Origin of the sequence: uncultured Nostoc sp. (genome assembly GCF_937863485.1) — a bacterium.
Classification (GTDB): Bacteria; Cyanobacteriota; Cyanobacteriia; order Cyanobacteriales; family Nostocaceae; genus Nostoc.
Genome location: NZ_CALMFY010000022.1, coordinates 1 through 24155 on the forward strand (window position 1 = coordinate 1; position 24155 = coordinate 24155).

Annotated in this window: 23 protein-coding genes, 1 tRNA gene and 2 pseudogenes; 12 read left to right on the forward strand and 14 right to left on the reverse strand. The window is 41.2% G+C overall.

What is annotated here, in order from left to right; translation table 11 throughout:
• Nucleotides 1-313 precede the first annotated feature (313 nt).
• The 3 genes and pseudogenes from Q0541_RS03140 to Q0541_RS03150 all read left to right on the forward strand — a co-directional run bounded on the left by Q0541_RS03140 (nucleotide 314) and on the right by Q0541_RS03150 (nucleotide 4381).
• Nucleotides 314-1012 (forward strand): hypothetical protein, encoded by a 699-nt coding sequence (locus Q0541_RS03140; protein WP_298905346.1) that lies wholly within the window; start codon nucleotides 314-316, stop codon nucleotides 1010-1012.
• Nucleotides 1013-1050: 38 nt separating this feature from the next.
• Nucleotides 1051-2967, forward strand: coding sequence for a hypothetical protein (locus Q0541_RS03145; RefSeq protein ID WP_298905348.1), 1917 nt, complete (start codon nucleotides 1051-1053; stop codon nucleotides 2965-2967).
• A 10-nt stretch (nucleotides 2968-2977) separates the two neighbouring features.
• Nucleotides 2978-4381 (forward strand): annotated as a pseudogene (locus Q0541_RS03150) (DUF1802 family protein).
• Nucleotides 4382-4466: 85 nt separating this feature from the next.
• On the opposite strand, the pseudogene Q0541_RS03155 reads toward Q0541_RS03150, so the two are convergent.
• The 7 genes and pseudogenes from Q0541_RS03155 to Q0541_RS03185 all read right to left on the reverse strand — a co-directional run bounded on the left by Q0541_RS03155 (nucleotide 4467) and on the right by Q0541_RS03185 (nucleotide 8760).
• Nucleotides 4467-4824 (reverse strand): annotated as a pseudogene (locus Q0541_RS03155) (aspartyl protease).
• The gene (locus Q0541_RS03160) at nucleotides 4821-5138 is read right to left on the reverse strand and encodes a hypothetical protein (protein WP_298905350.1); all 318 of its coding nucleotides are present in this window, start codon (nucleotides 5136-5138) and stop codon (nucleotides 4821-4823) included. The pseudogene Q0541_RS03155 and the gene Q0541_RS03160 overlap by 4 nt, the downstream one beginning before the upstream one ends.
• A 291-nt stretch (nucleotides 5139-5429) precedes the next feature.
• Nucleotides 5430-5792 (reverse strand): aspartyl protease, encoded by a 363-nt coding sequence (locus Q0541_RS03165; RefSeq protein ID WP_298905352.1) that lies wholly within the window; start codon nucleotides 5790-5792, stop codon nucleotides 5430-5432.
• Complete coding sequence (locus Q0541_RS03170) at nucleotides 5789-6106, reverse strand: hypothetical protein (RefSeq protein ID WP_298905354.1); 318 nt, start codon at nucleotides 6104-6106, stop codon at nucleotides 5789-5791. Before Q0541_RS03170 ends, Q0541_RS03165 begins: the two co-directional genes overlap by 4 nt.
• 283 nt (nucleotides 6107-6389) lie before the next feature.
• Nucleotides 6390-7976 (reverse strand): glucose-6-phosphate isomerase, encoded by a 1587-nt coding sequence (locus Q0541_RS03175; RefSeq protein WP_298905356.1) that lies wholly within the window; start codon nucleotides 7974-7976, stop codon nucleotides 6390-6392.
• A gap of 111 nt (nucleotides 7977-8087) precedes the next feature.
• Complete coding sequence (locus Q0541_RS03180) at nucleotides 8088-8345, reverse strand: cytotoxic translational repressor of toxin-antitoxin stability system (protein ID WP_273763768.1); 258 nt, start codon at nucleotides 8343-8345, stop codon at nucleotides 8088-8090.
• A 217-nt stretch (nucleotides 8346-8562) separates the two neighbouring features.
• Nucleotides 8563-8760 carry a hypothetical protein gene (locus Q0541_RS03185; RefSeq protein ID WP_273763769.1) on the reverse strand — a complete coding sequence of 66 codons (198 nt, stop codon included), beginning with the start codon at nucleotides 8758-8760 and terminating at the stop codon, nucleotides 8563-8565.
• Between the two features lie 400 nt (nucleotides 8761-9160).
• Between Q0541_RS03185 and Q0541_RS03190 the strand changes: the two genes are divergently transcribed.
• The 4 genes from Q0541_RS03190 (at nucleotide 9161) to Q0541_RS03205 (ending at nucleotide 13298) form a co-directional block, all read left to right on the forward strand.
• Nucleotides 9161-9975 (forward strand): IS5 family transposase gene (locus Q0541_RS03190; RefSeq protein WP_298905362.1). Its coding sequence is split into 2 segments (ribosomal slippage): nucleotides 9161-9515 and nucleotides 9515-9975, totalling 816 coding nucleotides; the frame shifts between segments, so codons are not numbered across the junction.
• Nucleotides 9976-10189: 214 nt separating this feature from the next.
• Complete coding sequence (locus tag Q0541_RS03195; protein ID WP_298905364.1) at nucleotides 10190-11323, forward strand: branched-chain amino acid ABC transporter permease; 1134 nt, start codon at nucleotides 10190-10192, stop codon at nucleotides 11321-11323.
• Entirely contained in the window at nucleotides 11313-12095 is a 783-nt protein-coding gene (locus tag Q0541_RS03200; protein ID WP_298905366.1) for an ABC transporter ATP-binding protein, read from the forward strand. Before Q0541_RS03195 ends, Q0541_RS03200 begins: the two co-directional genes overlap by 11 nt.
• 1029 nt (nucleotides 12096-13124) lie before the next feature.
• Nucleotides 13125-13298 (forward strand): hypothetical protein, encoded by a 174-nt coding sequence (locus tag Q0541_RS03205; RefSeq protein WP_298905368.1) that lies wholly within the window; start codon nucleotides 13125-13127, stop codon nucleotides 13296-13298.
• Nucleotides 13299-13447: 149 nt separating this feature from the next.
• On the opposite strand, the gene Q0541_RS03210 is transcribed toward Q0541_RS03205, so the two are convergent.
• Nucleotides 13448-13660 carry a hypothetical protein gene (locus Q0541_RS03210; protein WP_298905370.1) on the reverse strand — a complete coding sequence of 71 codons (213 nt, stop codon included), beginning with the start codon at nucleotides 13658-13660 and terminating at the stop codon, nucleotides 13448-13450.
• Nucleotides 13661-14159: 499 nt separating this feature from the next.
• Between Q0541_RS03210 and Q0541_RS03215 the strand changes: the two genes are divergently transcribed.
• The 5 genes from Q0541_RS03215 (at nucleotide 14160) to Q0541_RS03235 (ending at nucleotide 18799) form a co-directional block, all read left to right on the forward strand.
• Complete coding sequence (locus Q0541_RS03215) at nucleotides 14160-15143, forward strand: alpha-ketoacid dehydrogenase subunit beta (RefSeq protein ID WP_292724784.1); 984 nt, start codon at nucleotides 14160-14162, stop codon at nucleotides 15141-15143.
• A 211-nt stretch (nucleotides 15144-15354) separates the two neighbouring features.
• Nucleotides 15355-16773 carry a protein translocase subunit SecD gene (gene secD / locus Q0541_RS03220; RefSeq protein ID WP_298905385.1) on the forward strand — a complete coding sequence of 473 codons (1419 nt, stop codon included), beginning with the start codon at nucleotides 15355-15357 and terminating at the stop codon, nucleotides 16771-16773.
• Nucleotides 16770-17747, forward strand: coding sequence for a protein translocase subunit SecF (gene secF / locus Q0541_RS03225; protein ID WP_298905373.1), 978 nt, complete (start codon nucleotides 16770-16772; stop codon nucleotides 17745-17747). The genes secD and secF overlap by 4 nt, the downstream gene beginning before the upstream one ends.
• Before the next feature lie 72 nt (nucleotides 17748-17819).
• Nucleotides 17820-18233: a hypothetical protein gene (locus Q0541_RS03230; RefSeq protein WP_298905375.1), complete on the forward strand. Its 414-nt coding sequence runs from the start codon at nucleotides 17820-17822 to the stop codon at nucleotides 18231-18233.
• Between the two features lie 95 nt (nucleotides 18234-18328).
• Nucleotides 18329-18799, forward strand: a complete 471-nt coding sequence (locus Q0541_RS03235) for a GNAT family N-acetyltransferase (protein ID WP_298905377.1) — start codon at nucleotides 18329-18331, stop codon at nucleotides 18797-18799.
• Here the strand turns inward: Q0541_RS03235 and Q0541_RS03240 are convergent.
• The 6 genes from Q0541_RS03240 to Q0541_RS03265 all read right to left on the reverse strand — a co-directional run bounded on the left by Q0541_RS03240 (nucleotide 18762) and on the right by Q0541_RS03265 (nucleotide 23758).
• Nucleotides 18762-19703: a HAMP domain-containing sensor histidine kinase gene (locus Q0541_RS03240; protein WP_298905378.1), complete on the reverse strand. Its 942-nt coding sequence runs from the start codon at nucleotides 19701-19703 to the stop codon at nucleotides 18762-18764. The two genes, Q0541_RS03235 and Q0541_RS03240, sit on opposite strands and share 38 nt — an antisense overlap.
• 98 nt (nucleotides 19704-19801) lie before the next feature.
• Nucleotides 19802-20410, reverse strand: a complete 609-nt coding sequence (locus tag Q0541_RS03245) for an L-threonylcarbamoyladenylate synthase (RefSeq protein ID WP_298905379.1) — start codon at nucleotides 20408-20410, stop codon at nucleotides 19802-19804.
• Between the two features lie 70 nt (nucleotides 20411-20480).
• Nucleotides 20481-21371, reverse strand: a complete 891-nt coding sequence (prmC, locus tag Q0541_RS03250) for a peptide chain release factor N(5)-glutamine methyltransferase (protein WP_298905381.1) — start codon at nucleotides 21369-21371, stop codon at nucleotides 20481-20483.
• A gap of 25 nt (nucleotides 21372-21396) precedes the next feature.
• Nucleotides 21397-22215: a Tic22 family protein gene (locus Q0541_RS03255; RefSeq protein ID WP_298905382.1), complete on the reverse strand. Its 819-nt coding sequence runs from the start codon at nucleotides 22213-22215 to the stop codon at nucleotides 21397-21399.
• 612 nt (nucleotides 22216-22827) lie between these two features.
• Nucleotides 22828-22901, reverse strand: a tRNA-Pro gene (locus Q0541_RS03260).
• A gap of 305 nt (nucleotides 22902-23206) precedes the next feature.
• A complete protein-coding gene (locus Q0541_RS03265) occupies nucleotides 23207-23758 on the reverse strand; it encodes a GNAT family N-acetyltransferase (RefSeq protein ID WP_273763853.1) in 552 nt (183 codons plus the stop codon).
• Nucleotides 23759-24155 lie beyond the last annotated feature (397 nt).

Consider the following 24155-nt stretch of genomic DNA (forward strand, 5'->3'; position numbering starts at 1 on the left):
TGTTATTTCGGCGAACTCATTTGTTATTTCGGCGAACTCATTTGTTATTTCGGCGTGTCCATAACCCACCCTACGAAACTACTAGAAGAGTTGAAACTTATGCTGGTCATACTTGTGTGTACACCGTAGCCCTTTTTAAGAGGGGATCGAGGTTTCAGGTTTTCACTGCGTAAGTCATGATCTTATTGATTTTTTATTATTCAATTTAGCCCAAACACGGAAATATTCAGCAATTTCTCGGTTATTTTTTGGTGGTAAATAAATTAAAAAGATACAGCCACTCTGATAAAAATTGTCAAAAAATACACTCAATATGACATCAAAAAATACAGTCCAAACTAGAACTCGTCTCCTTTTGGCTTTGTGGAATTTGGGAGGAACGCAGCAGGAAGTGAACAAACGTCAACTTCATGACCGAATTGTATCCAAAACAAAGAAGGTAGCAGATTATCAGGGCATATTCGAGGAATTACAGAATCAGGGTGCGATCGCAATTTCCAAAAAGGGATATTCTCTGACATCTGGCAAGGGTTTAGAGGTATTGGGTGAGGGTTTGAAAAGTTCTGATTTTAAATTTGAAGGGACGATTGTCGGAACTTGGGCGGCGAATGCGTTGGTGAAGTGGATTAATCAGATAGATATTGCGGTAGTTGGTGCAGATGTACCAGTTATTGGGAAAAGTGCGTTAGCGGAGCTTTCCGTTCGTGTAACGTCTCAAAGAGAAGGAATCGCATCTTACGACGAGTTTAAGCCAGTGGCGTTGGAAGTCTACGACAAGTTGAACTATGAATACAACTTTAATAATCTAGTGCCAATTTATCGTATCAGGAGAGAAATAGGCGAACGAGTTAGTCGTACAGAGTTTAATGATTGGCTCCTGGAAACGCAAGCCGACGACATTTTGCAACTGCAAGGCGGGAGTGTAGAAGACAGCGCACCCGACAAAATTGAAGATTCGGTAGCTACAGAATTAGATGGATTACGTTGCTACGCCACACGCCTGAAACCTTAAACCTTATTTGACTCTTCACATGTTAACTTCACAACACTATGACTGTCACCACATCTACCATTGATGATCTGATTAAAAATCAAAATCCATTTGCAGGCCATATTGTCGTCAGACCGCAACAAATCTGGGGTAAAAGTTTTCCTGATGTTCCCTCGATTAATGCTCATGCGTCCAATGCAGTTTTTGATGCTGTTGAAAAAGTCCGTAGAGGAAAACGTGAAACTATAGGTATCACAATTACAGCAGAAAAAGGGTTAGGTAAAAGCCATATTATTAGTCGAATTCGCCACGGATTACACACAGAAAATAGTAGCTTATTTATCTATATGAGTAAGTATGATAACTTGAATCAAATTAAGTATCTATTTTTGCAAAGTGTTGCCTCTAGTCTTAGAGCTTTTGGTAGTCAAAAAGTAATGCAATGGCAGGAAATTGCAGCAGCTTTAATTAACGAAGCAAAGCAATGGAACTATACGCCACAACAGTATATTAATATGTATCCAGGTTGGTTAAGCAAACACTCAACTAAGGGGATAGTTCATTTGACAGAAAGTGTTCTGAAAGTCAAGCCTGAAATAACCAACCCTTATATAGTGAAAGCAATTTTGTGGACACTTTCTCCAGTCCATATTAATTATGCAAGCTATTGGTTATCTGGTTTGGAATTAGCACAATCACAAGCTGAAGAAATGGGGTTGCCAAATCCTAAAAGCGAGGATAGAGAAGTTGAAGCATTAAGCAATATTCGTCAAATTCTAGATATTACTAGTAATTATCGAGTTCCAGTGATTTGTTTTGACGAATTAGATATTGCAGATGCTGCTGATAATGGATTTTTAGCAGCACAAGTTATTGCAAACTTAGTTAAGGATTTATATAACAGTCTAAAACAAGGTGTTTTACTGTTAGCAATGTATCCTCGTACCTGGGAAGACCAAATCAAGGCTTTACCAGAAGCTGAAGCAGTTGTTGATAGATTAGCAAGTGAACAAGCTGATAGGCAACCAATTGCATTAAAGTATCTAAATTCTGATAATATAGTTGCTCTAGTTAGTCAATGGTTACAAGATTTTTATGAGGAACATCAACAAACCCCGCCTCATTCTCTCTACCCATTTGATGAAATTAAACTCAGAGAACTTGGTAAGAGTAGACCTACTGTTAGGTCAGTTTTGAAATGGTGTGCAGAAAATTTTTTACCTAACGAGTCTATTATTGATGAGTCTACAAATTCAACAACGAGCAATACGAATACTACAATTGCATGGACATCTACAACAATCCATCCAGTTAAACCATACTTCAATAGTGAGTTAGCAAATGTAGAAGCTTCTATTGATTCATTAATGGAAGAAGAAGCAACAATTACTGATGCTCTTTTGCTTGCTTTCAATAATTTAATAGGCAAAACTGTAGAGGGATTAACAATCGAATCAATTGAAGAAGTAGAGCCTAGTGCAGCAAATAATGGCTTTATGGATTTCAAAATTATTGGCAATAAGAAAAAAGTCAGGATTGGAGTAGATGTAGTTCAGCAAGACTACAATGTTATAGGTGCTGCCTTAAAACGACTAATTGATTACAGAACATTTAATCTAACTCGCGGTTGCTTAGTGCGTTCAAAGAAAATTAATTTAACTGCAACACAAGCTAGAGAAAATTTGAAAATACTTTTAAAACAAAAGGGTGGAGAATGGGTAGGCTTGCAAAGCCAAGACATTAAACCTCTGTTAGCGATATTATTCGTTTACTATAACCGTGAAAGTTACGAACTGACAGAAGAACAGATTTTTGAATTTATTGAACAGAAGCAAATAGCAATCAACAATCCTTTAATTCGAGAAATTCTCAGCGATCCTTCTGGTCAAGAACCTACAAATTTAACTGATGATGGATTACCTATTAGTATTCCTCAAAGCGTTGCTACTGCCGATTGCGTCGAACTAAATTTATAGCTAATTAGAAATGAATCAGCAGTTTTCAATTCCAACAGCGCTGTGTTTACACGCCCCTGATATTGAAGCCTTAATACAGGGGCGAACAATTGCAGCTTTACCCAGGATGTTTATTCGTCCTGGGCAAAGATTTGCACTTTATCCTGCTGACTCTTCAGTTTCAATTAAAGCTTGGGCTAAATGCGAGCTTTGCTAAATTTTAGACGAGACTAAGCCACTAGATATTTTATCTAAATTAACAATATGGACACCAAAAGTATTAAAGGAGATACTACAGCAACAACAGTATATTTTCTTGACTTACTTGCGTGTCTATCAGTTACCTCAGTTACAAGAAATATCAGTCAATCCCAACATTCAGGAAAAGCTAGGAAAATTTGTTAGTTTACCTAATTCTCTAACAGTTTCTGAAGAAAAGCCAGTATTAAACGATCGCACCTTCGCCCAACGCAAACACCAATTAGAAAAATTAGAACCCCCGCTGCATCCTGAATTGGAAGAATTACAGAGTGCGATCGCATCCCTAACCATTACCCAACCAGCAGCTAAACAATTAGACGACGATATCAAAGCATTTTTGGGTTGGAGTAGTGACAAGCTAATTAAACAACCCGATCCAAATTTAGCTTGGATAAATAATATTGCAAAATTGGGCGATCGCAGCATTGAGCTAGATGAGAAAAAAAGCAACTATCAAGCTGGTACAGATTTTGAAAACATTGCACGTCAAAGTCTGGAGTTTTTAGGGTTCAAAGTTGAAAGTGCTTATAAAGGTGGCGCTGGAGGCTTAGATTTATTTTGTTCAAAACCTTACCCTATTGTTTGCGAGTGTAAGGCGGGTAAGTTTATTCCGAGTCGTACTGTTGAAGAATTACTCAAACTTGGTGGGATGCACTTAGGTAAAACTCAACTATTAACTTCAGCTAAGTTAGTAATTGGCCCTGGTAATCCATCTACAGACACACTAAAAGCCGCTAAAGAATGGGAAGTAAGTATTATTAATGCTATGACTTTACAAAAACTCGTTGAATTCAAAGCAAAATATCCAGATGCTATTAACTTAGTGGAATTACAGCAATATTTAGAACCTGGGCAAATTGACTATAAAATTGATGAATATATTGATAAAGCTGAGAGAGAGATTAAATTGCGATCGCAGATTATCATAGTAGTCAAAGAACTCTCTGAACAAGATAACCAAAGTTCAAAAGCTACATATCAGAGTTTCACAGTTACAGAAACTCGTGTTCATTATAATGCCAATACCACTCATAACCCCAAGCTTAATGATGAAGTTGTTCACGATTTACTGATAGAACTTTCTTCACCCTTAACAGGCTATTTAGGACGAATAAAAAACAGTGATTGGAAAGGCGATTGCTTTTACTTTCTCCGCGATTTACCTATTAACTAAAGATAGCAAAATATATCTCTTTTCTTACCTCTGCGTTCTTTGCGCCTCAGCGGTTCGTTTCAAAATAACTGAAGTGCGAACGCAGTTATCCCAAAGTCAATATCCCAGCCTGATAATTAACTACTAAAGGTAGATTTTTTAGCCACTCTGAACCTAACAAAACTTCTGTAATTTCATCCCCTGCATAAACAGGAATCTCATACTTCTGTCCATTCAACAGTACCTTACCCAAATAGATATAAAATCTTGCTTCTCCCTGTGCAGTTCGCAGTTCTTCCTGACGTATAAAAGACCAATCTGTCTAAATCTTGTTTACTAATTGCCATAAAGCCTGTAAAACTAGTATCTAACATGGCATTCACAGACAGATTTAATCCATCAGCAGTAATCAATTCAATTTCAAAAAATAGCTGCACCTCATTACCAAACGTACCCTGAATCATATTCTGCCTGTGGCTCCAGTCTCATTTAGACAAAACATAAAATGGATGATATTTGGGTACTTTTGACGAGCTTTCAGGCTTGCCACTTCTTTATCTGCATCAATGAAGTAATCACCACTATCTGGCTCCACAGCAATATACCAGCCATAGTGTTCCTTAATCAAATTGGGACGCACATACTCAAAAATTTCCCGACAACGCCGATAAAATACTTCATCTTCAGCTTTGCGCCTAGCAACTTCTTCTGGTGACAAAGTATGTTGTGGAAAGATTCTGCCTCGACGTGCAGGTTGTTTTGCAGTTGATTCATTCATAGTAATTAACCCCATTTGTTAATCCTACCTTAACTTGATTTTACAGGAAGATAAAGGCGATCGCTTTTACTTTCTCCGTGACTTACCCATTAACTAAAGATAGTAAAATATTTCTCTTTTCTTACCTCTGCGTTCTCTGCGCCTTTGCGGTTCGTTTCAAAATCACTGAAGTGCGTAGGCGTAGCCAGCACTTCTCTTCGAGACGCTGCGCGTAGCTTGCTTCCCCGTAGGGGTACGACATGGTTCGACTGCGCTCACCAGCCGCTCAGTGACCACCGTAGGGCATCGCAGTTATCCCAAAGTTAATATACCAGCCTGATAATTTACCACCAACGGCAGAATTTTTAGCCACTCTGAACCTAACAGTACTTCCGTAATTTCATCCCCTGCATAAATAGGAATTTCATACTCTTGTTCGTTTAATATCAACTTTCCTGAATATATTTTAAACAAGGTTTCACCCTGTGCAGTTCGCAAAGTTTCCTTACCAATATAAGACCAGTCTAGACTCTCTAAATCTTGTTTGTTAATAGCCAGAAAGCCTGTGAAACCAGTATCTAACATGGCATCCACAGGCAAATTTAATCCATCATCAGTTATTAACTCAATTTCAAAAAATAGTTGCCCCTTTCCCCCAAATTTACCCTGAATCATATTGTGCCAGTGGTTCCCATTTCATTCAGACAAAAAACACAGTGATCAGTATTTGGGTATTTTTCAAGGGATTTTTTATGAGCTTGCATTTTATCCGCATCAATTAAATAATCACCACTATCTGGCTCCACAGCAATATACCAGCCATAGTGTTCCTTAATTAAATCGGGACGCACACGCTCAAAAATTGCCCGACAACGCCGATAAAATACTTCATCTTCAGCTTTGCGTCTAGCAAGTTCTTCTGGTGATAAAGTGCGTTCTGGAAAAATTCTACCGCGACGTGCAGGTTGTTTTGCAGTTGATTCAGTCATAACATTAATCCTACTTATTGATGCTGCCTTAACTTTATTTTATGGGAAGCAATAACGAGCGATCGCACAGCCCACCCCAATCGCTAACAATCTCATGCAGAGCATAGGAACGAGGAATTTGTAATTAAGAGGATGTTTTTAAAGTCTTCTTAATTACGAATTACGAATTATATAGTGAAGCATCCTAGACGGAAGATATATCTTCTATCTAGGATGCTTCACAATAAAAAATTGTTGCTGATACAACAATTATGGACAAAATGTGATATAAGAACTAGAGCTATCAGCTAGCAGAAACGGTCAAACTATGGGGTTTGTGAAGATCACCTTGTAAAACCACACCTCGTTGATTGGCATAGATATGACGCAAAATCTTGTAAATTGCCTCAACTTGATCTGATGCGTCTGCTTTGTTGGCGAGTTCCTCAAGAGAAATGGGAGTTTTTTCTTTTTGTAGGACTGCTACGACTCGTGTTTGCAAGTCGATAATGGTGGCGGCAGCTTTTTTGCCAGCTTCTACACCTGGTTGATGGTAGGCGTTGACGTTGACCAAACTAGCATATAAACCAACAGCACGCTCATACAAAGCAATTAATGCCCCAACAGTTCGGGGGTTAACTTGGGGAATCGTGACTGTAATCGAATCGCGGTGATTTTCATAAAGCGCTTGTCGGGTTCCTTGGAGAAAACCGGAAAGAAAATCGCCTGATGTAACTCCTGGATCTATTTCAGTGGATGGGCCCTGACGATCTTCTAATACTTCGATGAAAGTAGCAAAGAAATTCGCTACACCCTCACGTAACTGCTGAACGTAAGCGTGTTGATCGGTTGAGCCTTTGTTGCCATAAACGGCGATACCTTGATGGACAACGTTGCCGTCTAAGTCTTTTTCCTTGCCCAAGGATTCCATCACTAGCTGTTGCAAATAGCGACTGAATAAAAATAAGCTGTCCTTGTAAGGTAGAACAACCATATCTTTTTCGCCCTTTCCGTTGCCCGTAAAGTACCAAGACAAAGCAAGCAAGGCTGCTGGGTTATTTTTCACATCTGGGACGCGGGTAGCGTCATCCATTTCTTTTGCGCCATCTAGCATGGCGCGAACATCAATCCCCTGTAATGCCGCTGGTACTAGCCCCACAGCAGACATTTCTGAGGTGCGTCCTCCTACCCAGTCATACATGGGAAATCTGGCCAGCCAACCTTCGTCTTTGGCCAGTTTATCGAGGTTGCTATCAACGCTGGTAATTGCTACCGCATATTGAGCAAATTCCAAATTGTGTCCAGCGTAGGCTTTTTTAACTTCAATCATGCCGTTGCGAGGTTCTGGCGTCCCTCCAGATTTGGAGATCACCAATACTAAAGTGCTGGCGAGGCTATTTCGCAGATGATTGAGAACGCTATCGATACCTGCGGGATCGTTGTTATCGATAAAGTGAAGTTTCAGGGGCGGGAAATCAGAAGCGAGGGCTTCAGCGACGAATTGGGGACCAAGAGCGGAACCACCAATTCCAATGGAGATAATATCCGTGAAGCGGCTTGCTCTGGGAGGATGAATAGCACCTGTTTGGACTTTTTCCGCAAAGGCTTCGATTTGTTCTAGGGTTTGGACAATTTCTTGTGTAAGTTCTGGAGCTGGTGCTAAATCAGGATTTCGCAGCCAGTAGTGTCCAACCATGCGCTTCTCGTCAGGATTTGCGATCGCACCCTTCTCGAGTTGAGCCATATCCGCAAACGCCTTGTCAAACTTCGGACGCAACGAATCCACAAAGGCATCATCGAACCGTATCCGACTCACGTCTAAGTACAGTCCCAATCCCTCGTGGAAATATAACCAGTTTTGGTATCGTTGCCAAAGTGCCCTAGCATCCATAGGGAAATCTCAAATAAAGTGTTTTTCAAAACCAGTTTAATGTAAGGTTATAGCGATCCCTGCCTAGCCTTATACAGTTTACAGTTTTAAGTGTTCCCTTGACTCCTATCCTTAAACATCTGGCATAGGCATGACACGCAGAAATTTCACAATTTCACCCCTGATTTCTATACCAATTAGATAATTATCTAAGGTAAAGCGGTGAAAAATGCCTTCACTATCAAGGTGTCGTAGTTCTTTTAGATCACTCAGTTGCCACTTTTGGGCTAACTCAATAAAGACAAAATCATGCACCCGCTCGTAGGCGGCAGGTTCTAAATTCTTCAGGTCTAGCAAAAAAGACCTTGCATAGCGCATTTCCAGACTCACTAGGCGTTACCTTAACCAAAACTTGAGGGACGACACCAAAAGAGGGCTGAGTTGAAAGTGGTGGGTGCTGAGTGAAGAAGCAATACTAAGACTTACACTTGGGCATATGAGTCTAAATCTCTGGCTTTAGCTCTAAATAATAAACAAATTTCTTCCTAACTAATCCCTTAACTTTAACTATGGGCTACTACTGAGCACTATTAAAAGCGCTACTGAATCAGAAAAACATCAACAGTCGTACCGCTTCTTCATGGGTTAAGATATCCCACGGTTGCTGCGATCGCTTAACTTGTTGTATCGCTTTGAGCATATAAAAGTCACAATGTAAACCTTCGAGAACGTCCCAAATGTCTTGCAAATCCTCATCGGCTAACTGCTCGATTAAGTGATGCATTCTCAGTCGCAGCAAATTCATACGTCAATTATTCCCTACAACCCAAGACCAACAATAAATAGTATTCCCACAAAATTAGCAAAGGTTAACGGCAATGTAGGACTATGCTCAAGCTACGCTAAAATTTATTCGCCAAGCGTTGAGGGCAGGAGAGCGTCCGCGAACTCGAAAATTGAGCCTTTGAACTCGAACGTTGAGCCTTTGAACTCGAACGTTAAGCCTTGACTTCTAACTCTTGTCTCCTGATTCTCGACTTTTGACTCTTAAGTGAGATATTACACCAGTCGCAAAAACCGCCATAGGTTAGAAACCCATGGCTAATAGCTTAAGAGACTATTTATAAAGTAAATCTAAAGAAGAGTTATCAAGTAGAAAGGCAACGATAGGATACTGTTTATGCAGTATATCTACATAGAAAGCAATGAAGCGAAAGCTTTATTCTACAGACCTTAGCGACTCAGAATGGGCAATCTTAGCGCCTTTGATTCCACCAGCTAAACATGGTGGGCATCCGCGAACAACGGATATGCGAGAAGTATGCAATGCTATCTACTACCATCTAAAGACAGGTTGCCAATGGGATATGCTTCCAGGGGACTTTCCTCCCAGTGCAACTGTTTACAGTTACTATCGCAAATGGCAAAAACGAGGTATTTGGGAGCAAATGAATCATACTTTGCGCGATCAAGTTCGTCAAAAAATGGGCAAGTCAACTCAACCTACAGCGTTAGCGAAGCTCGCCGTAGGCATCGCAGCAGATAGCCAGTCGGTCAAAACGACGGAAAAAAGGGGGATGTGTACGGCTTTGATGGTGGCAAATTAGTTAAGGGGAGGAAACGCCAAACGATAGTTGATAGTCTTGGGCTATTGCTCAAAGTTGTTGTAAGTGAAGGAAACGCTCCAGAAAGAGTGCTTGCAGCCTATGCTTTGATGGAGCTGCTAGAAGAACATCCTGAAGTCTTGGAAAAAGTCGAGGTAATGTGGGTTGATTCCGGCTATAACGGTGATAAGTTTGCCCTCGCAGTGTGGTTGATGATTCAAGCTCATGTTGAGGTGATGCAGCGTACAGGAAAAGAATTTGAGATTTTACCCAAACGCTGGGTAGTGGAAAGAACATTTGGATGGTTTAACCAATATCATCGTCTTAGTAAGGATTATGAACGTCTTCCAGAAATGAGTGAAGCTGCCATATACGCTGTTATGACTCGTGTTATGTTGCGTCGTCTTGTTGTCTAAAGATTTACTTTATAAATGGTCTCTAAGTCCTCTCAAGAGGACTAAACTCGATTAATGGCTGGTATCGATGGCAGTCTACTTTTGTGGACTTAAGCTAAAAGCCTGTGAAATTTATTTCTTGGCGGGAGATTGAGCAGGTGCCAGATGCCCACTCTAGAAGATTGGATAATTTATTTGTTAGAAATTCCTAACTGCCACTTCCCCACTTTTAAACATGGTTGAATATCTTATTTTCTTAGCAATTTCTACAGCACTTTTCGCTTTATTCGCACTAGGACTCAATTTGCAATGGGGCTTTACCGGGCTAATTAACTTTGGTCATATTGCTTTCATGACTCTGGGAGCATATACAACCATATTGTTAAGCGTGAAGGGCGTCCCCCTACTAATATCGGCAGTAGCTGGGGCAATTGTCGCCGCCTTGCTGGGTTTAGTAATTGGTTTTGCAACTCTACGCTTGCGGGAAGATTATCTAGCAATTGTCACCATCGGTACGGGCGAACTAATTCGTTTGGTAGTAAATAATCAGGATTTACCTGTGGGTGACACCTGGATTTCTGGGGCATTCGGTGTGCAAAGTTATCGCATACCCTTATCCACAGAGCCGAATTTGTTTGTCAGACTTGTGATGATTGGACTGTTGACGCTGCTGGCTGCTGTAACTTTCTTTACATTGTGGCGGTGGATTCGCATCACCCAGATGTCTCGGACTACTGATTTAGGCCAAAGGATGACTAGTAAGGAAGAATTTGCGTCGCGCTTGGGTGTGGGAATTGTATTAGCAATTTTGGCGGCAGCAATCTATATTTCTGGGGTGATCGGACTGTATAATTACAACCCAAAAGCAGGTTTAATGCTGGTGCTGCTGTTGGTTTTAGCATTTGTATACTGGCGGTTAGAAATTTTGGTGCGATCGCCTTGGGGTAGAATTCTCAAAGCCATCCGTGAAGATGAAGAAATTCCCAAGGCGCTAGGAAAAAATGTCTTTTGGTATAAATTACAATCTCTCATGCTTGGAGGTGCGATCGCGGGTATCGCTGGTGCTTTTTTCGCTTGGCAACTGGGCGCCATTTACCCTGATAATTTTCAACCGCAGATTACCTTTGACACTTGGATAATGGTGATTTTAGGTGGTTCTGGGAATAATGTTGGCACAATCTTAGGGGCGGTAATTTTCTTTGCTTACGATGCGCTGACGCGGGAAGTATTACCCAAAATCGTTCCCCTTGATGAAGCCCGTTTGGGTGCATTTCGGATCATGGTAATCGGACTAATTTTGATGGTATTGATGATTTGGCGACCTCAAGGTATCTTAGGGAAAAAGGAGGAACTCACTCTTGGTAAATGACCAGTCATCCTCACTTCCCCTTTTGGTAGCCACTGGACTTTCTAAAAGCTTTGGTGGTATTAAAGCAGTTAATGAGGCGAAAATCGAAGTTGCCAAAGGCAGCATTACGGGCTTGATTGGCCCCAATGGTGCTGGTAAAACCACCTTATTTAACCTCCTCTCAAACTTCATTCGCCCTGATAAGGGACGAGTGATTTTTGACGGCGAACCTATTCACAATTTGCAACCATATCAAATCGCCCAGCAGGGAGTAATCCGCACTTTTCAGGTAGCACGAACTCTCTCGCGGTTGTCGGTGTTAGAAAATATGCTGTTGGCGGCGCAAAAACAAACGGGTGAAAATTTTTGGCTGGTGCAGTTGCAGCCACACATCGTAGCCAAGGAAGAAAAGCAACTCCAAGAGCGGGCAATGTTCCTGTTAGAATCAGTCGGTTTGGCAAAAAAAGCACACGATTATGCTGGTGGCTTGTCTGGTGGACAACGCAAGCTGCTAGAAATGGGACGGGCGCTGATGACTAATCCCAAGTTAATTTTGTTGGATGAACCAGCAGCTGGGGTGAATCCGAGACTGATTGATGATATTTGCGATCGCATTATCACTTGGAATCGCCAAGACGGGATGACGTTTTTGATTATTGAACACAATATGGATGTGATTATGTCCTTGTGCGATCGCGTTTGGGTACTTGCCGAAGGACAGAATTTGGCTGACGGGACGCCAGCAGAAATTCAAACTAATCCAAAAGTTCTGGAAGCTTATTTAGGCAAATAACAATCTCAAAAATAGTTAACCACAATAGATACACACTTGCTTGTTCTTGTGAACAACAGCAGATGCTATAACGTTAAATTGCTTAAGATGTGCTAATTAAAGGGCACAGCATCCACAATCTTTCAGTGCAGAAAATGATTTTAATCTCCTTTATTTTCTGCAAAATCGACTTGCTCGTAAAGGTCGGGCAATTCAATTTGAAAATCAACCGTTTGCAGTGATATCCCTCTTCTGTCACTTTCCGTAAGGGCGATGGCTAGAAGCCTCATGAGGCAATCAATACAAGCTATACTATTAGAAAAAAATTGGTCTTGGATTTGTTATTAGAAAAGAATCGCGCGTAGGCGTAGCCCGTCGTAGACATCGCCTGCTGTACAAAATCTCTAGAATTTAGAAATGGCAAATGTTTTCGGAGACTGACAGAAGAGGGATAACTGGCGATCAAGATTTATTAACGCTAAATGAATCTGTAGGTATTCCAATAGTTACGCCCAAAGATTTTTTCAACCGTTACTTATTGACATAAATATTTTAGGTACAATGCCTGGGTTAGGCTACATTTATGCAGCTTTAGACAGTGATTTTATTGTCAGCAATTATAATTTTTTCAGCGGACACCACTAGCTAAAATTCCTAAAATTTTATTGACATCTTTAAGATAATATTCACTTAAGTCAATCTGGATAGATTGCGCTTCTAATTTTAAAAATTGCCAAATACTTTTAGTTCTGACAGTTTTATAAATTATTAAATTTTCATCACCTGTTCGTTCATTAAATATTCTTGCGAACTATTTACCTTACTATAGCAATCCTAATACGACATATCAAAGTTACCTTTACTCATTCAATAACTATTATCCCCTCTCATCTCCCTCATCTCGCCATCTTCTGCGCTAGAGACTTCCAAATTATAAATTATAATTTATTTCTTGGTAATCCCCTACGGCGCAATATCGGCTTGCCGCAGAGGACACGGAGAGAGAAGAAAGAGAAGGAGAAAATTGCTTAACTGAACTGTAATTGCCCTATGGTGTACACAGCTGTTGGTTCTTCCGGTAGCCCCATTGTTGGCGTAATTAATGGCGACCCTTATATTGTGGCTCTGAATAATGGTGAAGCAAAAAATCTCAAGACTGGACAAGATATCATCAATTATGCAGTGAAAATTTCTACCATCGAGGAGGCTTCCCGTGGAAATTAGATAAAGTTAGTTGTCTGGCAATAGAGCAACAATTAGGGTTATAAAGTAGAAAAAGAGTACGTAGACGCGTAGTGGCTTGTCGTAAGACATCGCACTCTTTTTGGTTATCAACGCCAAGTTATAAAATTTTGTTGGAAGGTTGCGAGGGCTTAAGGTTGCTTTTGTAGTCTTTCTAAGTTCTGTTGATGTAACTCTGGGAAGTTTTCTAAATCATCTATTGACTGTGGTGCAGGAAAAATTACAGCGTCTTCCGAGGTGAATCTATCTAAATAAGTTTGAAAAGCTTCATCATCTTCTCTATGGTCAAGGATATATTGACGCAATTGAGCACGCGGCATTGTCATAAAATCTAGCTTACTCATACATATCTCCACTTCCCGTCTAGGTAAATTATAATTTCATTTTCTTCACCAGCGAGAATTACAATGTTTTTTGTTCGTTCATCGATTCGCACTAAAAACACAGGTAAATACATTTTAGTAGCCCAAAAACTTAAGATAAACAACGTTTTCAATTGTTCTACAGTAGGCATATTTAATTTATTGCTACAACAGATTTTTACTCTGGCGTGACTTTAGTTAGGTTGGTATCTTTAAAATGAAAAATTTTACTATATTTTATACATTTGTTCTACGTTTTATTACACAAACAAATTAGCTGCATTTGCCAGAGGGGGAGGCGATCGCTCATAAAACCTCTAAAATCTAAATTAAATAGCTTTGATATAGTTATGGCAATTACTCGCTCCATGCTTGGGGCGATTCGTTTAAAAAACCAATCTCTAACTAGTGCGATCGCTCACCGTATTTGCGACAGCAGCACGATAAAATTCTAAAACCATAATCATGCTAAAAGGTCTAAATGGCAGAAACACTATTCTTCAACGCCTTACGGGAAGCCATTGATGAAGAAATGGCGCGTGACTCCAGCGTATTCGTTCTTGGTGAAGATGTTGGACACTACGGCGGTTCCTATAAAGTTACCAAAGACCTGTACCAAAAATATGGCGAACTCCGCATTCTAGACACGCCTATTGCTGAAAACAGCTTTACTGGTATGGCAGTGGGAGCAGCGATGACTGGGTTGCGTCCCATAATCGAAGGTATGAATATGGGCTTTTTACTGCTCGCCTTCAACCAAATATCCAATAATGCTGGGATGCTGCGCTATACTTCTGGCGGTAACTTTAAAATTCCGATGGTAATTCGCGGCCCTGGAGGTGTGGGAAGACAGCTAGGAGCAGAACATTCCCAGCGACTAGAAACTTACTTCCAAGCTGTGCCAGGGTTGAAGATTGTTGCCTGCTCCACACCAAGAAACGCCAAAGGACTACTAAAATCTGCTATCCGCGATGATAACCCCGTGTTGTTCTTTGAACACGTTCTGCTTTACAACTTGAAAGAAGATTTACCAGAAGAAGAATATTTACTACCCCTAGATAAAGCAGAAGTTGTGCGCCAAGGAAAAGATGTCACAATTATCACTTACTCACGGATGCGGCATCATGTGTTACAAGCAGTAAAAACCCTTGAAAAACAAGGATATGATCCAGAAGTTATCGACCTGATATCTCTCAAACCATTAGATTTTGATACTATTGGCGCATCAATACGAAAAACCCATAAAGTCATTGTTGTGGAAGAATCCATGCGAACTGCGGGCATTGGAGCTGAAGTCATCGCCTCAATTAACGATCGCTTATTTGATGAATTGGATGCGCCAGTACTACGACTTTCTTCCCAAGATATCCCCACACCTTATAACGGCAATCTGGAACGACTAACAATCATCCAACCAGAGCAAATAGTGGAAGCTGTAGAAAAAATGGTAGCTTTGCGGGTTTAAAAGTTAGGAGTGAGGAGTTAAGAATTTTAAAGTATGAGTATTAACTCTTAACTCCACCAATTTTGGATTTTAGACTTCGACTGAGCGCTCACGCCGAAGTCCAAAATTCCAAATCTAAAATTGAATGACTTCCAACTCCTAACTCCCAACTCATAACTCATAACTCCTCAAAAGAGCGCTATTATAGCGTTTGTCAGTTGCGAGTTATGGTATGCAAAGACAGCGATCGCTATTAATTTTAATTTTAGTCCTGATAATCGCCGCGATTACGGTGATTGCCACAATTCCGATACCTCTTGGACTGGACTTGCGCGGAGGCTCACAGCTAACAATTCAGGTGAAACCATCACCAGAAATTCCCAAAATCACCGAACGAGAATTGGAAGGTGTGAAGAAAGTTGTCGAAGGTCGGATTAATGGTCTGGGTGTTTCTGAGCCAGTCATCCAAACAGTTAGTTCAGATAAAATATTGGTACAATTGCCAGGGGTCAACGATCCAGAGCAAGCCGAACGGGTGCTAGGGGGGACGGCACAGTTAGAATTTCGTACCCAAAAGCCGAATACAGAAACCCAACTGTTTGCTTTCCAAGCATCTAGAGCCGAATTAAAAGCCAAGCAAGAAGAATTGAGAAAGAGTACTGACAAAGCAGCAATTGCTAAGAATCAAGAAGATTTACAAAAAAGTAATCAAGCGATCGCCCAATTGTTTGAAAGCACCAATCCACCGCTAGTTGGCAAATACCTCAAGGATGCCTATGGTGAACCCACTCAAGGTAACAACTGGCATGTTGGCATTCGCTTCGACCAAAAGGGTGGTGAACTGTTTGCCAATTTGACAAAAAATCTTGCCGGGACTGGGCGTAGTATTGGTGTTTTTCTGGACAACGAACTGATTAGCGCTCCTACCGTAGGTATAGAATTTGCCGCCGCAGGTATTAGTGGCGGCTCTGCCGTAATTACAGGACGTTTTACCGCACAACAAGCCAATGACTTAGGCGTGCAACTACGCGGTGGGGCATTACCCGTACCAGTAGAAATAGTTGAAAACCGTACCGTCGGAGCAACCTTAGGTAAAGATAGTATTCAACGCAGTATTTACGCTGGTATTGGCGGATTGCTGTTAGTATTGATTTTCATGTTAGTTTACTACCGACTACCAGGGTTAATTGCCGACTTTTCTTTGATTATCTATGCGCTATTGACCTATGCCACCTTCGCTTTGCTAGGCATTACATTAACTCTCCCCGGTATTGCTGGGTTTATCCTTAGTATCGGCATGGCAGTTGATGCTAACGTATTGATTTTTGAGCGCACCCGTGAAGAACTACGTGCTGGTAAAACTTTATATCGTTCTGTAGAGTCAGGATTCTACCGAGCTTGGTCTAGCATTTTAGATAGTCATGTGACATCATTAATTTCTTGTGCAGCACTGTTTTGGTTAGGAGCAGGTTTAGTTAAAGGCTTTGCTTTGACATTGGCGCTAGGGTTAGGGGTGAATTTGTTTACTGCAATTACTTGTAGTCGCACACTGCTGTTCCTAACATTGGGATTTCCCAACTTGCGTAAGCCAGAGTTGTTTTGTCCCAATCTCTCAACGTCAATTAAGTCTGGTGCGGAGGTGCAGTCATGAAATTTAGTGTCGTCAAACAGCGGAAACTTTGGTGGACAATTTCTGCCACCCTGATGATTATTAGCATCGTAGCGATGCTGATTTCTTGGCAACAACTAGGCGCACCGCTACGTCCTAGCTTAGATTTTGTTGGTGGTACACGACTACAATTTGAACGTGATTGTACACAACCAGACAAATGTACTCAACCGATTAATATCTCTGATGTCAGAGAAGTAGTTGACGCTCAGAAGCTAAATAATAGTAGCATCCAAGTTGTTGGTAAAAACCAACAGGGAATATCCATTCGCACAAAGACATTAGATGTTGAGCAACGGACCCAGTTACAAACAGCTTTGAGTGAAAAAATTGGAGCTTTTAACCCCAAAGCCACTCAAATTGATACTGTTGGTCCGACACTTGGTCGTCAGTTATTTACCCAAGGGTTATTAGCTCTGGTTGTCTCCTTTGCTGGGATTGTTATTTATTTGAGTGTGCGGTTCCAGGTGGACTATGCCGTAATCGCAATTATTGCCTTGTTCCATGATGTTTTGATTACGCTAGGTGCTTTCTCCATCTTGGGACTAGTAGCAGGTATTGAAGTTGATAGCCTTTTCGTCGTTGCTATTTTGACTATTACTGGTTTCTCGGTGACAGATACCGTAGTCATCTACGATCGCATTCGGGAAATACTAAATCTACATCCTAACGATCACATTGACAAAGTTGTTGATGATGCAATCAATCAAACTTTAACGCGATCAATTAATACCACGTTCACGGTTTTGCTAACATTGTTTTCCCTATTCCTATTTGGCGGCGAAACCTTGAGAAACTTTGCCCTCGCCTTAATTATTGGATTCACAATGGGTGCATATTCAAGTATTTTCATTGCCGGTTCTCTCCTCGCTTGGTGGCGAGAGCGCAGGAGTCAATACCAGGTGGTGGAGAACGCAGAGCCAATTGATACATCTGCCAGTTCTCAGGATAGTTAAACTTGTGTGCATTTCACAATTGAGTTAAAGCATTTTGAATTGCTCACTCATGCTTTGCAATTTTATTCCCCTATGGATCAACCTGAAGAACCATTAACTACTGGCCCAGAATTTGATAACTCTGACACATCCTTTATTCAACAAGTACAAAGGCTACATAAACTCACAGTATATGGAAGATGGCTGTTTGTCGGTTGTTTGTGGCTTACTATTGCGCCTGTTAGCTTGTGGGATCTACGTGCAGAAATTTCTCTGTGGGAACAATATTTTACTTGGGTAGCGGTGCGATATGGACTTTTCTTCCATCCACTGTCTACCTTCGGTTTAGCCTTTTGTATTGGGATGACTGCTGCTGTTTTAGTTTGGCAAAGTCGAAATATCTTACTCGGACTACCACAGCAGGAAAAACAACGTTTAGAAAAACAAGTTTATCGGATACGTCAGCAGGGGCCTACTCATCCTCTGTGGAAGTGGGTTTGTGATTAATTTTTCTTTCTCGTTGCATATACATATACACGTACAGCAATTTCTTGCAAAATATGACTTAACTATACAAAGATACTGCCAAAAGTGGATGCCATATGAACGAGTCTCAGATTCAATTTAGCGATCGCAAGTCTGAAATTGACCTTCACCAACTGCAAGAACTGTTAAACGTTTCAGCTTTCTGGGCAAAGGGCCGCAGTATTGAGGATTTAGGTATAGCTATTGCTAATAGTGAGCCAGTGATTTCCGTCTGCCTTGGCGATCGACTAATTGGCTTTGCTAGAGCAACATCTGATGGCATATATCGTGCCACGATTTGGGATGTTGTGATTCATCCAGAGTATCAAAGTAATGGGTTGGGAAGCAATTTAGTAAAAACAGTTTTGAGTCATCCCCGCATGAGGTGGGTTGAGCGTGTTTACCTGATGACTACTCACCAGCAGGGATTTTATGAAAAGATTGGTTTCCAGCCCAACACAACCACTACGATGGTGCTATACAATCTAGCTCACCTTGCTTTCCTTCCTGCTACAGAAGATCAGCTTCAGGAATCACTAGGGGGATAGAGATTTGTAGTCTGGTAATCTGCCCAGATGCTTCCTTCACAATGGTCGAGGGCAGGATTTCTAACTTTCCTCCCATAACTTCCACTAAAGTCTGATTGATTAATAGCCTCATCCCGGGCGAAAGAGCAGCGTTATTTTGGTTAATCTGGCTTGGCTGCTCTTCAGATTTGATCAAATCAATCGGCTCGCTCCAAGGTATGGCATGGGTTGGTATATCCAGCCAAATGTTAACAAAATTACTTGTAGGCATAGTGCTGCTGGAAATACAAATGCTGCCTTCCTGCATCTGAGTAATGGCAATGTCTATTAAACTTATCAATATTTGGCGGAGGCAGAGGTAATCTGCCAAAACATAAATTTCTGGGCTGGCGGGTAATAATTGCAAGGGAAAATTGCGATTTGCCGCCAGCATATAAGTTAAGTTATGAACCTCTTCCAAAATTTGGGCTAAGTGTTGGGGCTGAATATCTAATTTATTAGTCCCGTGTTCCGTTCTAGCAACAGTGAGGATTTCATCCATCAGCTTGAGCAGCTTCAGCGTTCGCTCATGAGCTTGGGCAATAAATTCTCGTTCTTCAGCCGGATCTTCACACAAATCTGACAAAATTAACTGATGCAAGCCAATCAAACCATTGAGAGGCGATCGCAATTCATGGGTAGTCCGCGCTAAAAAACCAGCTTTAAACTGGCCCATTTCCCTTGCCATTTGGTATGCCAGCTGCGTTTGCTGTAGCTGTTGGGATACTGGTGGCATATCCTCTTGATCTAATGGTGCTAGTGGGGATGAGCTAAATGAAACGTTTGACGATGCCTGCGGCGGGCGTAGCCATCGCGCAAATAACCTATGAAAACTTATACCTAGTGCTAGTCCTGCTCCTAGATATATCCAGTTGCTCCAATTCATAATTTGGTAATTATTAACTTGTTAATTAACCACAACAGCGCAAACTAAAGTTCCAGATATCTCTGTTGTTCAAATCAGGAAAACAATATTATAGCTACCTATATCTGGTTATCAGTTGAAATCTCTAACTTTATCGCACCTTGCCGCAAAATTTGCCAATTTATCCCTGTCCATTTAGCAACGGTGGAAGGTACACCCACCCCTAGTATTTCACCCTGGTATTCTGTCGTTGCTAGAGTCAGAACCTTGGGAAACTGAACCTCAATTTCTGCCATCCTTTGCAAAGGCGGTTGACCGGAAAAATTAGCGCTAGTGGTGGCAAGAGGGCCTGTTTGCGCCAAAATCGTTTGGGCGATCGCACTGTTTGGGACTCGGATGCCAATTGTTGTCGGGTCGATGGGGTTCATAACTTTTGGCAGCTGATCACTTGCTGGTAAGACTAATGTCAGCCCTCCTGGCCAATATTTGCCTGCTATTTCTTGCCAAACTTTATACTCGTTTTCATTACCTTTAACATATAGCCACAAATCTTCAGCACTAGCAGCCATCAAAATCAAAGGTTTGTCTTGACTGCGTTGCTTCGCCACAAAAATTAATCCTGCTTTTTCTGGTATCGCTGCAAGTGCAGGAACAGTATCCGTAGGAAAGCTCACCAAAAGGCCAGCGCGTGCGCCAGTTATTAAATTTGTTAGAGAAACTTGTGTCATGTTTACAAAGTTAGGAGTTAGAAGTTAAGAGTGAGGAATTTCATAACTCATAACTCATAACTCATCACTCCTAACTTTTATAAGCAAGGGCAAAGCGTTCAATTCCAGCTAAATCAGCGTGAATTTGAATTTTACAATAGCTACCTTGATTTTGCAAAAGTTCTCGGACTGCATCCGCCTGTCCTGCCATCATCTCAATTAACCACACGCCACCAGGTTGCAAATAGCTGGGAGAAATTTCTATCAAATGGCGAATGCAATCTAAACCATCAGTGCCACCATCCAGAGCTAGATGTGGTTCATGGTTAACTACTTCTGGTTGCAAAGTCAGTAAGGTACTGGTGGGTATGTAAGGGGGATTAGATACCATACCACTGAACTGACCTTTGAGAAATGCCAGTGGCTCCCACCAGGAACCTTGATAAAATTTAATCCGGTCAGCAAAACCTAAATTATAGGCGTTGGCTTGAGCGATCGCCAGAGCTTCTAAACTGTAATCAACTGCATGAATTGTTGCTTTTGGCAAGACATCTGCTAATCCTACGGCGATCGCTCCACTCCCAGTACCCAAATCCGCCCAATGTCCTGACACACCGCTAGCAGCTGCTAGAGCTAAATCAATTAAGCCCTCTGTTTCTGGTCTGGGAATTAATACCGCACTCGACACCGCGATTTGAAAGTGACGCCAAGATGTAACTCCAGCAATATACTGCACTGGCAAGCGGTCATTTAATCGCCTCTGCCATAACTGGTCTAGCTCTTTTAAAGGCAACTGCATCTGAATTTGCGGCCAGTTTTTAAAAGACTCCAAACGCAGTGCCAAGCGGTCTAACCCAGCTATCTCTTGCAGCAGCCAATCTACCTCCATTGGTGGTACATTAGTAGCGATCGCTGCTTGGTGAGCAGTATTGCGCCACTGCCAAAGTTGTAAACCAGAAACTATCAGATGTTTCTCCCCCATGCCTCAACCTTGGAGTGCATATCCGTTATTTTTTCGGAGCGGGCGCAGCAGCAGGCCTGGCAGCTGGTGATTGATTCGGGGTAAGCGATCGAATAAAATTGATCGACTCTCTTGATGGATACAGAAGAATTTTATTTATACCAGGATCGTTGCTGCTATTGAGAGCCTCCATAACACCGTACAAATCCACCACCTGAATCTCAGTGTTGTTTGCTTCCTTTGGCACGGCTTTTTTGAATTGGTCTAACAGAGCTACTGCTTGCTCTTTCTCAAAAAAGAATGGAATTAATCGCTCGTTGCCTTTAGGGACGGGAATGGTCAAATAGCTATTATCTTTCTTAAATTTGGGTACAAATAAGGGAATACCATTGAATTGCTGCCCTTTTTTACCATTTTGATTCAGCATACTAGTTGCTGATGCTATTTGTTCTTGCGTCGGTACTAAAGTATAAATTGTAGAGTCTGATTTCTTTTTGCTTTCTTGGAGTATTTTATAGTAGTCTGCCAAGGACAAAGGTCTCACCTGTAGCGTGCTTGCCAACTGGGGGTTTTCTTTTTTGAGCCGATTGTCAAGGAATTTTTGAGCATCTTGCTTGCTAATAAAAAATCCCACTTGAGAGACAGGCTTGGATGCGTTGTTTCTCGAAAGAACTACGAATTCGCCTTTAGGATTGGTGAGCGTGAATATTGGTACTTCTTGGAGCGTTTTCACTACCTGATCTTGTGGCAACGCCATCGCCTCTTGATTGTCTATTCCTGGTAGATTGACTATTCCTGAAAGTCCCGCTAAAAATACACTGCCAGCTATACCCAATGTTGCGCCCAAGCGAATAAATGATTTCATGACTGCTCCTCGCATCAATAATCCAATTAAATGAAACAAATGGTTGGATTTGCACAGCACCAACTAGCTTTAGTTATATAGCAATCTATTTCAGTTGTGAAAAATTCGTTGTGCATGTTGAGGTTGAGTGTTAACCGTCAACGGTCTAAATCCAATATTCCGCAACTATTTAGGGTTGCTATAGTATAGTATTGTTTTCCCAAATTGACTCTGCTAAAGTTGTGTTTTTCTCGATTTCGCTTTGCTATTCATCACGAAATGCTGTAGATGCATATTATATGTATGTCTTTTCAAACAGTGAAAAGTCTCTCTGTCTTTTGGTCTTGGAGATGATAAATGCCATTTTATCGGCTTTTTCTAATATCGCGTGACGCTATTAGTTAATCAATCGTTCCATCTACGCTTGCTTTAATATTTTCTCAAATCTATACAAAGCTTAGTGTCTGGAACATCTTACTGCTTAAGAAGAAAATTTGCCTGTTAGGCTTTAATAGCCAACCCAACATCATAACAGCCTGATTGATATTCTGCCCAAAAATGTACAATTTAATTGCACATCTTAGCAAGAAAACTCTAGTTAATCCACCCTAACTGTTAACTATATTAATTAAATCGGGATGACAGGATTTGAACCTGCGGCATCCTGCTCCCAAAGCAGGCGCGCTACCAAGCTGCGCTACATCCCGGTTAGACTTATCTACTTTTTGGGTTGGGGTTTAGTTTTAATTTCCCACTAAAGCGATCGCGCTTTACCAAAAGTATTAAGTTAATTATATCAGATAACACGCCTCATGCCTAACATCTTTTATTTTATGTAAACACGATCAAGATTACATCCTTACACTGATAAAGGTTTTTTGCCGACTTAGTTTTACAAGATATATACTTGCGCCTTCGTCGGCTGAAAAAAAGCAAAACCACATCAAAATAATAGAATTTCACTATTCTACCTGATTTTCTTAGGTAAATCTGGTTTTATTTTGATTGAGCGCTAGTGAGGATACCAGAACATGCCTTTAATACCTTCCGGATCAGCCATAAACCCCATAGTTCGGTAGAAATCTACAACATGGGGGTCGGCGAAGAGAGTGACATTACTAATTTCTTCACTCCTAAGTTTTTTGAGAACGTATTTCATCAATGCCTTGCCCAGTCCTTGACTTTGAAAGTCTGGGTGAACCACCACATCCCAAATAGTGGCATTAAACGCGTGATCTGAGGTAGCGCGGGCAAAACCAATGAGCCGCTTTTGGTTTCCTCTCACCTGCCACATTGAGGCGACAAGAAAACTATGCTCAATAGCTTTTTTCACTTTTCTTAGAGGACGACGCGACCAACCAACTGCATCACAGAGTTCTTCTAGCTCATACAGGTCAATATCTCGCTCCGTGCTGAAGACGATGCGAGCCTCCTTTAAAGAAGCTTCGCTAATGCTGCTGGGGTTGGAGTTGCCCGCAGCATCCACTGTATGTTCTTCAAAGGGGTTTGTCCTACTTGTCGCTACAGATTCAGGAGTACTAAACCAAGTTTTCCAAAAACCCATGCCAACGTGGTTCGGGTAGTATAACTGAATTGGTTTCCACTCTCAGGAGTGTTGATTCACATTTAACATGGCTACCCCCATTTACTACCCCTTACACTCAAAGTTTTTCGGTTGTTTTCGGGATTTGCAATGGTAACAGCCAGTTAGAGCGTGTTTCACACCAATCATTTTCAACTTTAGCATTTTGTTGTAGAGGCTAGGAGAAATTCACCAAAAGGTAAGGATATAAGCAATTAAAAATGCACTCATTCAAAATTCACTCATTCAAAAACTAAAAACCTAATCATGGCAATTGCTCGTATAGAGCTTAAATGCACGTTAGCTTAGGAGTGAATTGTATACAAGATGATTGAGTATTTAGGAAATTTCTTCCTTAATCCCCAGTACCCAGCCCCCA

Bases quoted from the DNA above. Each gene is read 5' to 3' on its own strand.
- Q0541_RS03140 (WP_298905346.1), top strand. From the start codon at position 314: ATGACATCAAAAAATACAGTCCAAACTAGAACTCGTCTCCTTTTGGCT.
- Q0541_RS03145 (WP_298905348.1), top strand. From the start codon at position 1,051: ATGACTGTCACCACATCTACCATTGATGATCTGATTAAAAATCAAAAT.
- Q0541_RS03160 (WP_298905350.1), bottom strand. From the start codon at position 5,138: ATGAATGAATCAACTGCAAAACAACCTGCACGTCGAGGCAGAATCTTT.
- Q0541_RS03165 (WP_298905352.1), bottom strand. From the start codon at position 5,792: ATGATTCAGGGTAAATTTGGGGGAAAGGGGCAACTATTTTTTGAAATT.
- Q0541_RS03170 (WP_298905354.1), bottom strand. From the start codon at position 6,106: ATGACTGAATCAACTGCAAAACAACCTGCACGTCGCGGTAGAATTTTT.
- Q0541_RS03175 (WP_298905356.1), bottom strand. From the start codon at position 7,976: ATGGATGCTAGGGCACTTTGGCAACGATACCAAAACTGGTTATATTTC.
- Q0541_RS03185 (WP_273763769.1), bottom strand. From the start codon at position 8,760: ATGAATTTGCTGCGACTGAGAATGCATCACTTAATCGAGCAGTTAGCC.
- Q0541_RS03195 (WP_298905364.1), top strand. From the start codon at position 10,190: ATGGTTGAATATCTTATTTTCTTAGCAATTTCTACAGCACTTTTCGCT.
- Q0541_RS03205 (WP_298905368.1), top strand. From the start codon at position 13,125: ATGGTGTACACAGCTGTTGGTTCTTCCGGTAGCCCCATTGTTGGCGTA.
- Q0541_RS03210 (WP_298905370.1), bottom strand. From the start codon at position 13,660: ATGAGTAAGCTAGATTTTATGACAATGCCGCGTGCTCAATTGCGTCAA.
- Q0541_RS03215 (WP_292724784.1), top strand. From the start codon at position 14,160: ATGGCAGAAACACTATTCTTCAACGCCTTACGGGAAGCCATTGATGAA.
- secD (WP_298905385.1), top strand. From the start codon at position 15,355: ATGCAAAGACAGCGATCGCTATTAATTTTAATTTTAGTCCTGATAATC.
- secF (WP_298905373.1), top strand. From the start codon at position 16,770: ATGAAATTTAGTGTCGTCAAACAGCGGAAACTTTGGTGGACAATTTCT.
- Q0541_RS03230 (WP_298905375.1), top strand. From the start codon at position 17,820: ATGGATCAACCTGAAGAACCATTAACTACTGGCCCAGAATTTGATAAC.
- Q0541_RS03235 (WP_298905377.1), top strand. From the start codon at position 18,329: ATGAACGAGTCTCAGATTCAATTTAGCGATCGCAAGTCTGAAATTGAC.
- Q0541_RS03240 (WP_298905378.1), bottom strand. From the start codon at position 19,703: ATGAATTGGAGCAACTGGATATATCTAGGAGCAGGACTAGCACTAGGT.
- Q0541_RS03245 (WP_298905379.1), bottom strand. From the start codon at position 20,410: ATGACACAAGTTTCTCTAACAAATTTAATAACTGGCGCACGCGCTGGC.
- prmC (WP_298905381.1), bottom strand. From the start codon at position 21,371: ATGGGGGAGAAACATCTGATAGTTTCTGGTTTACAACTTTGGCAGTGG.
- Q0541_RS03255 (WP_298905382.1), bottom strand. From the start codon at position 22,215: ATGAAATCATTTATTCGCTTGGGCGCAACATTGGGTATAGCTGGCAGT.
- Q0541_RS03265 (WP_273763853.1), bottom strand. From the start codon at position 23,758: ATGGGTTTTTGGAAAACTTGGTTTAGTACTCCTGAATCTGTAGCGACA.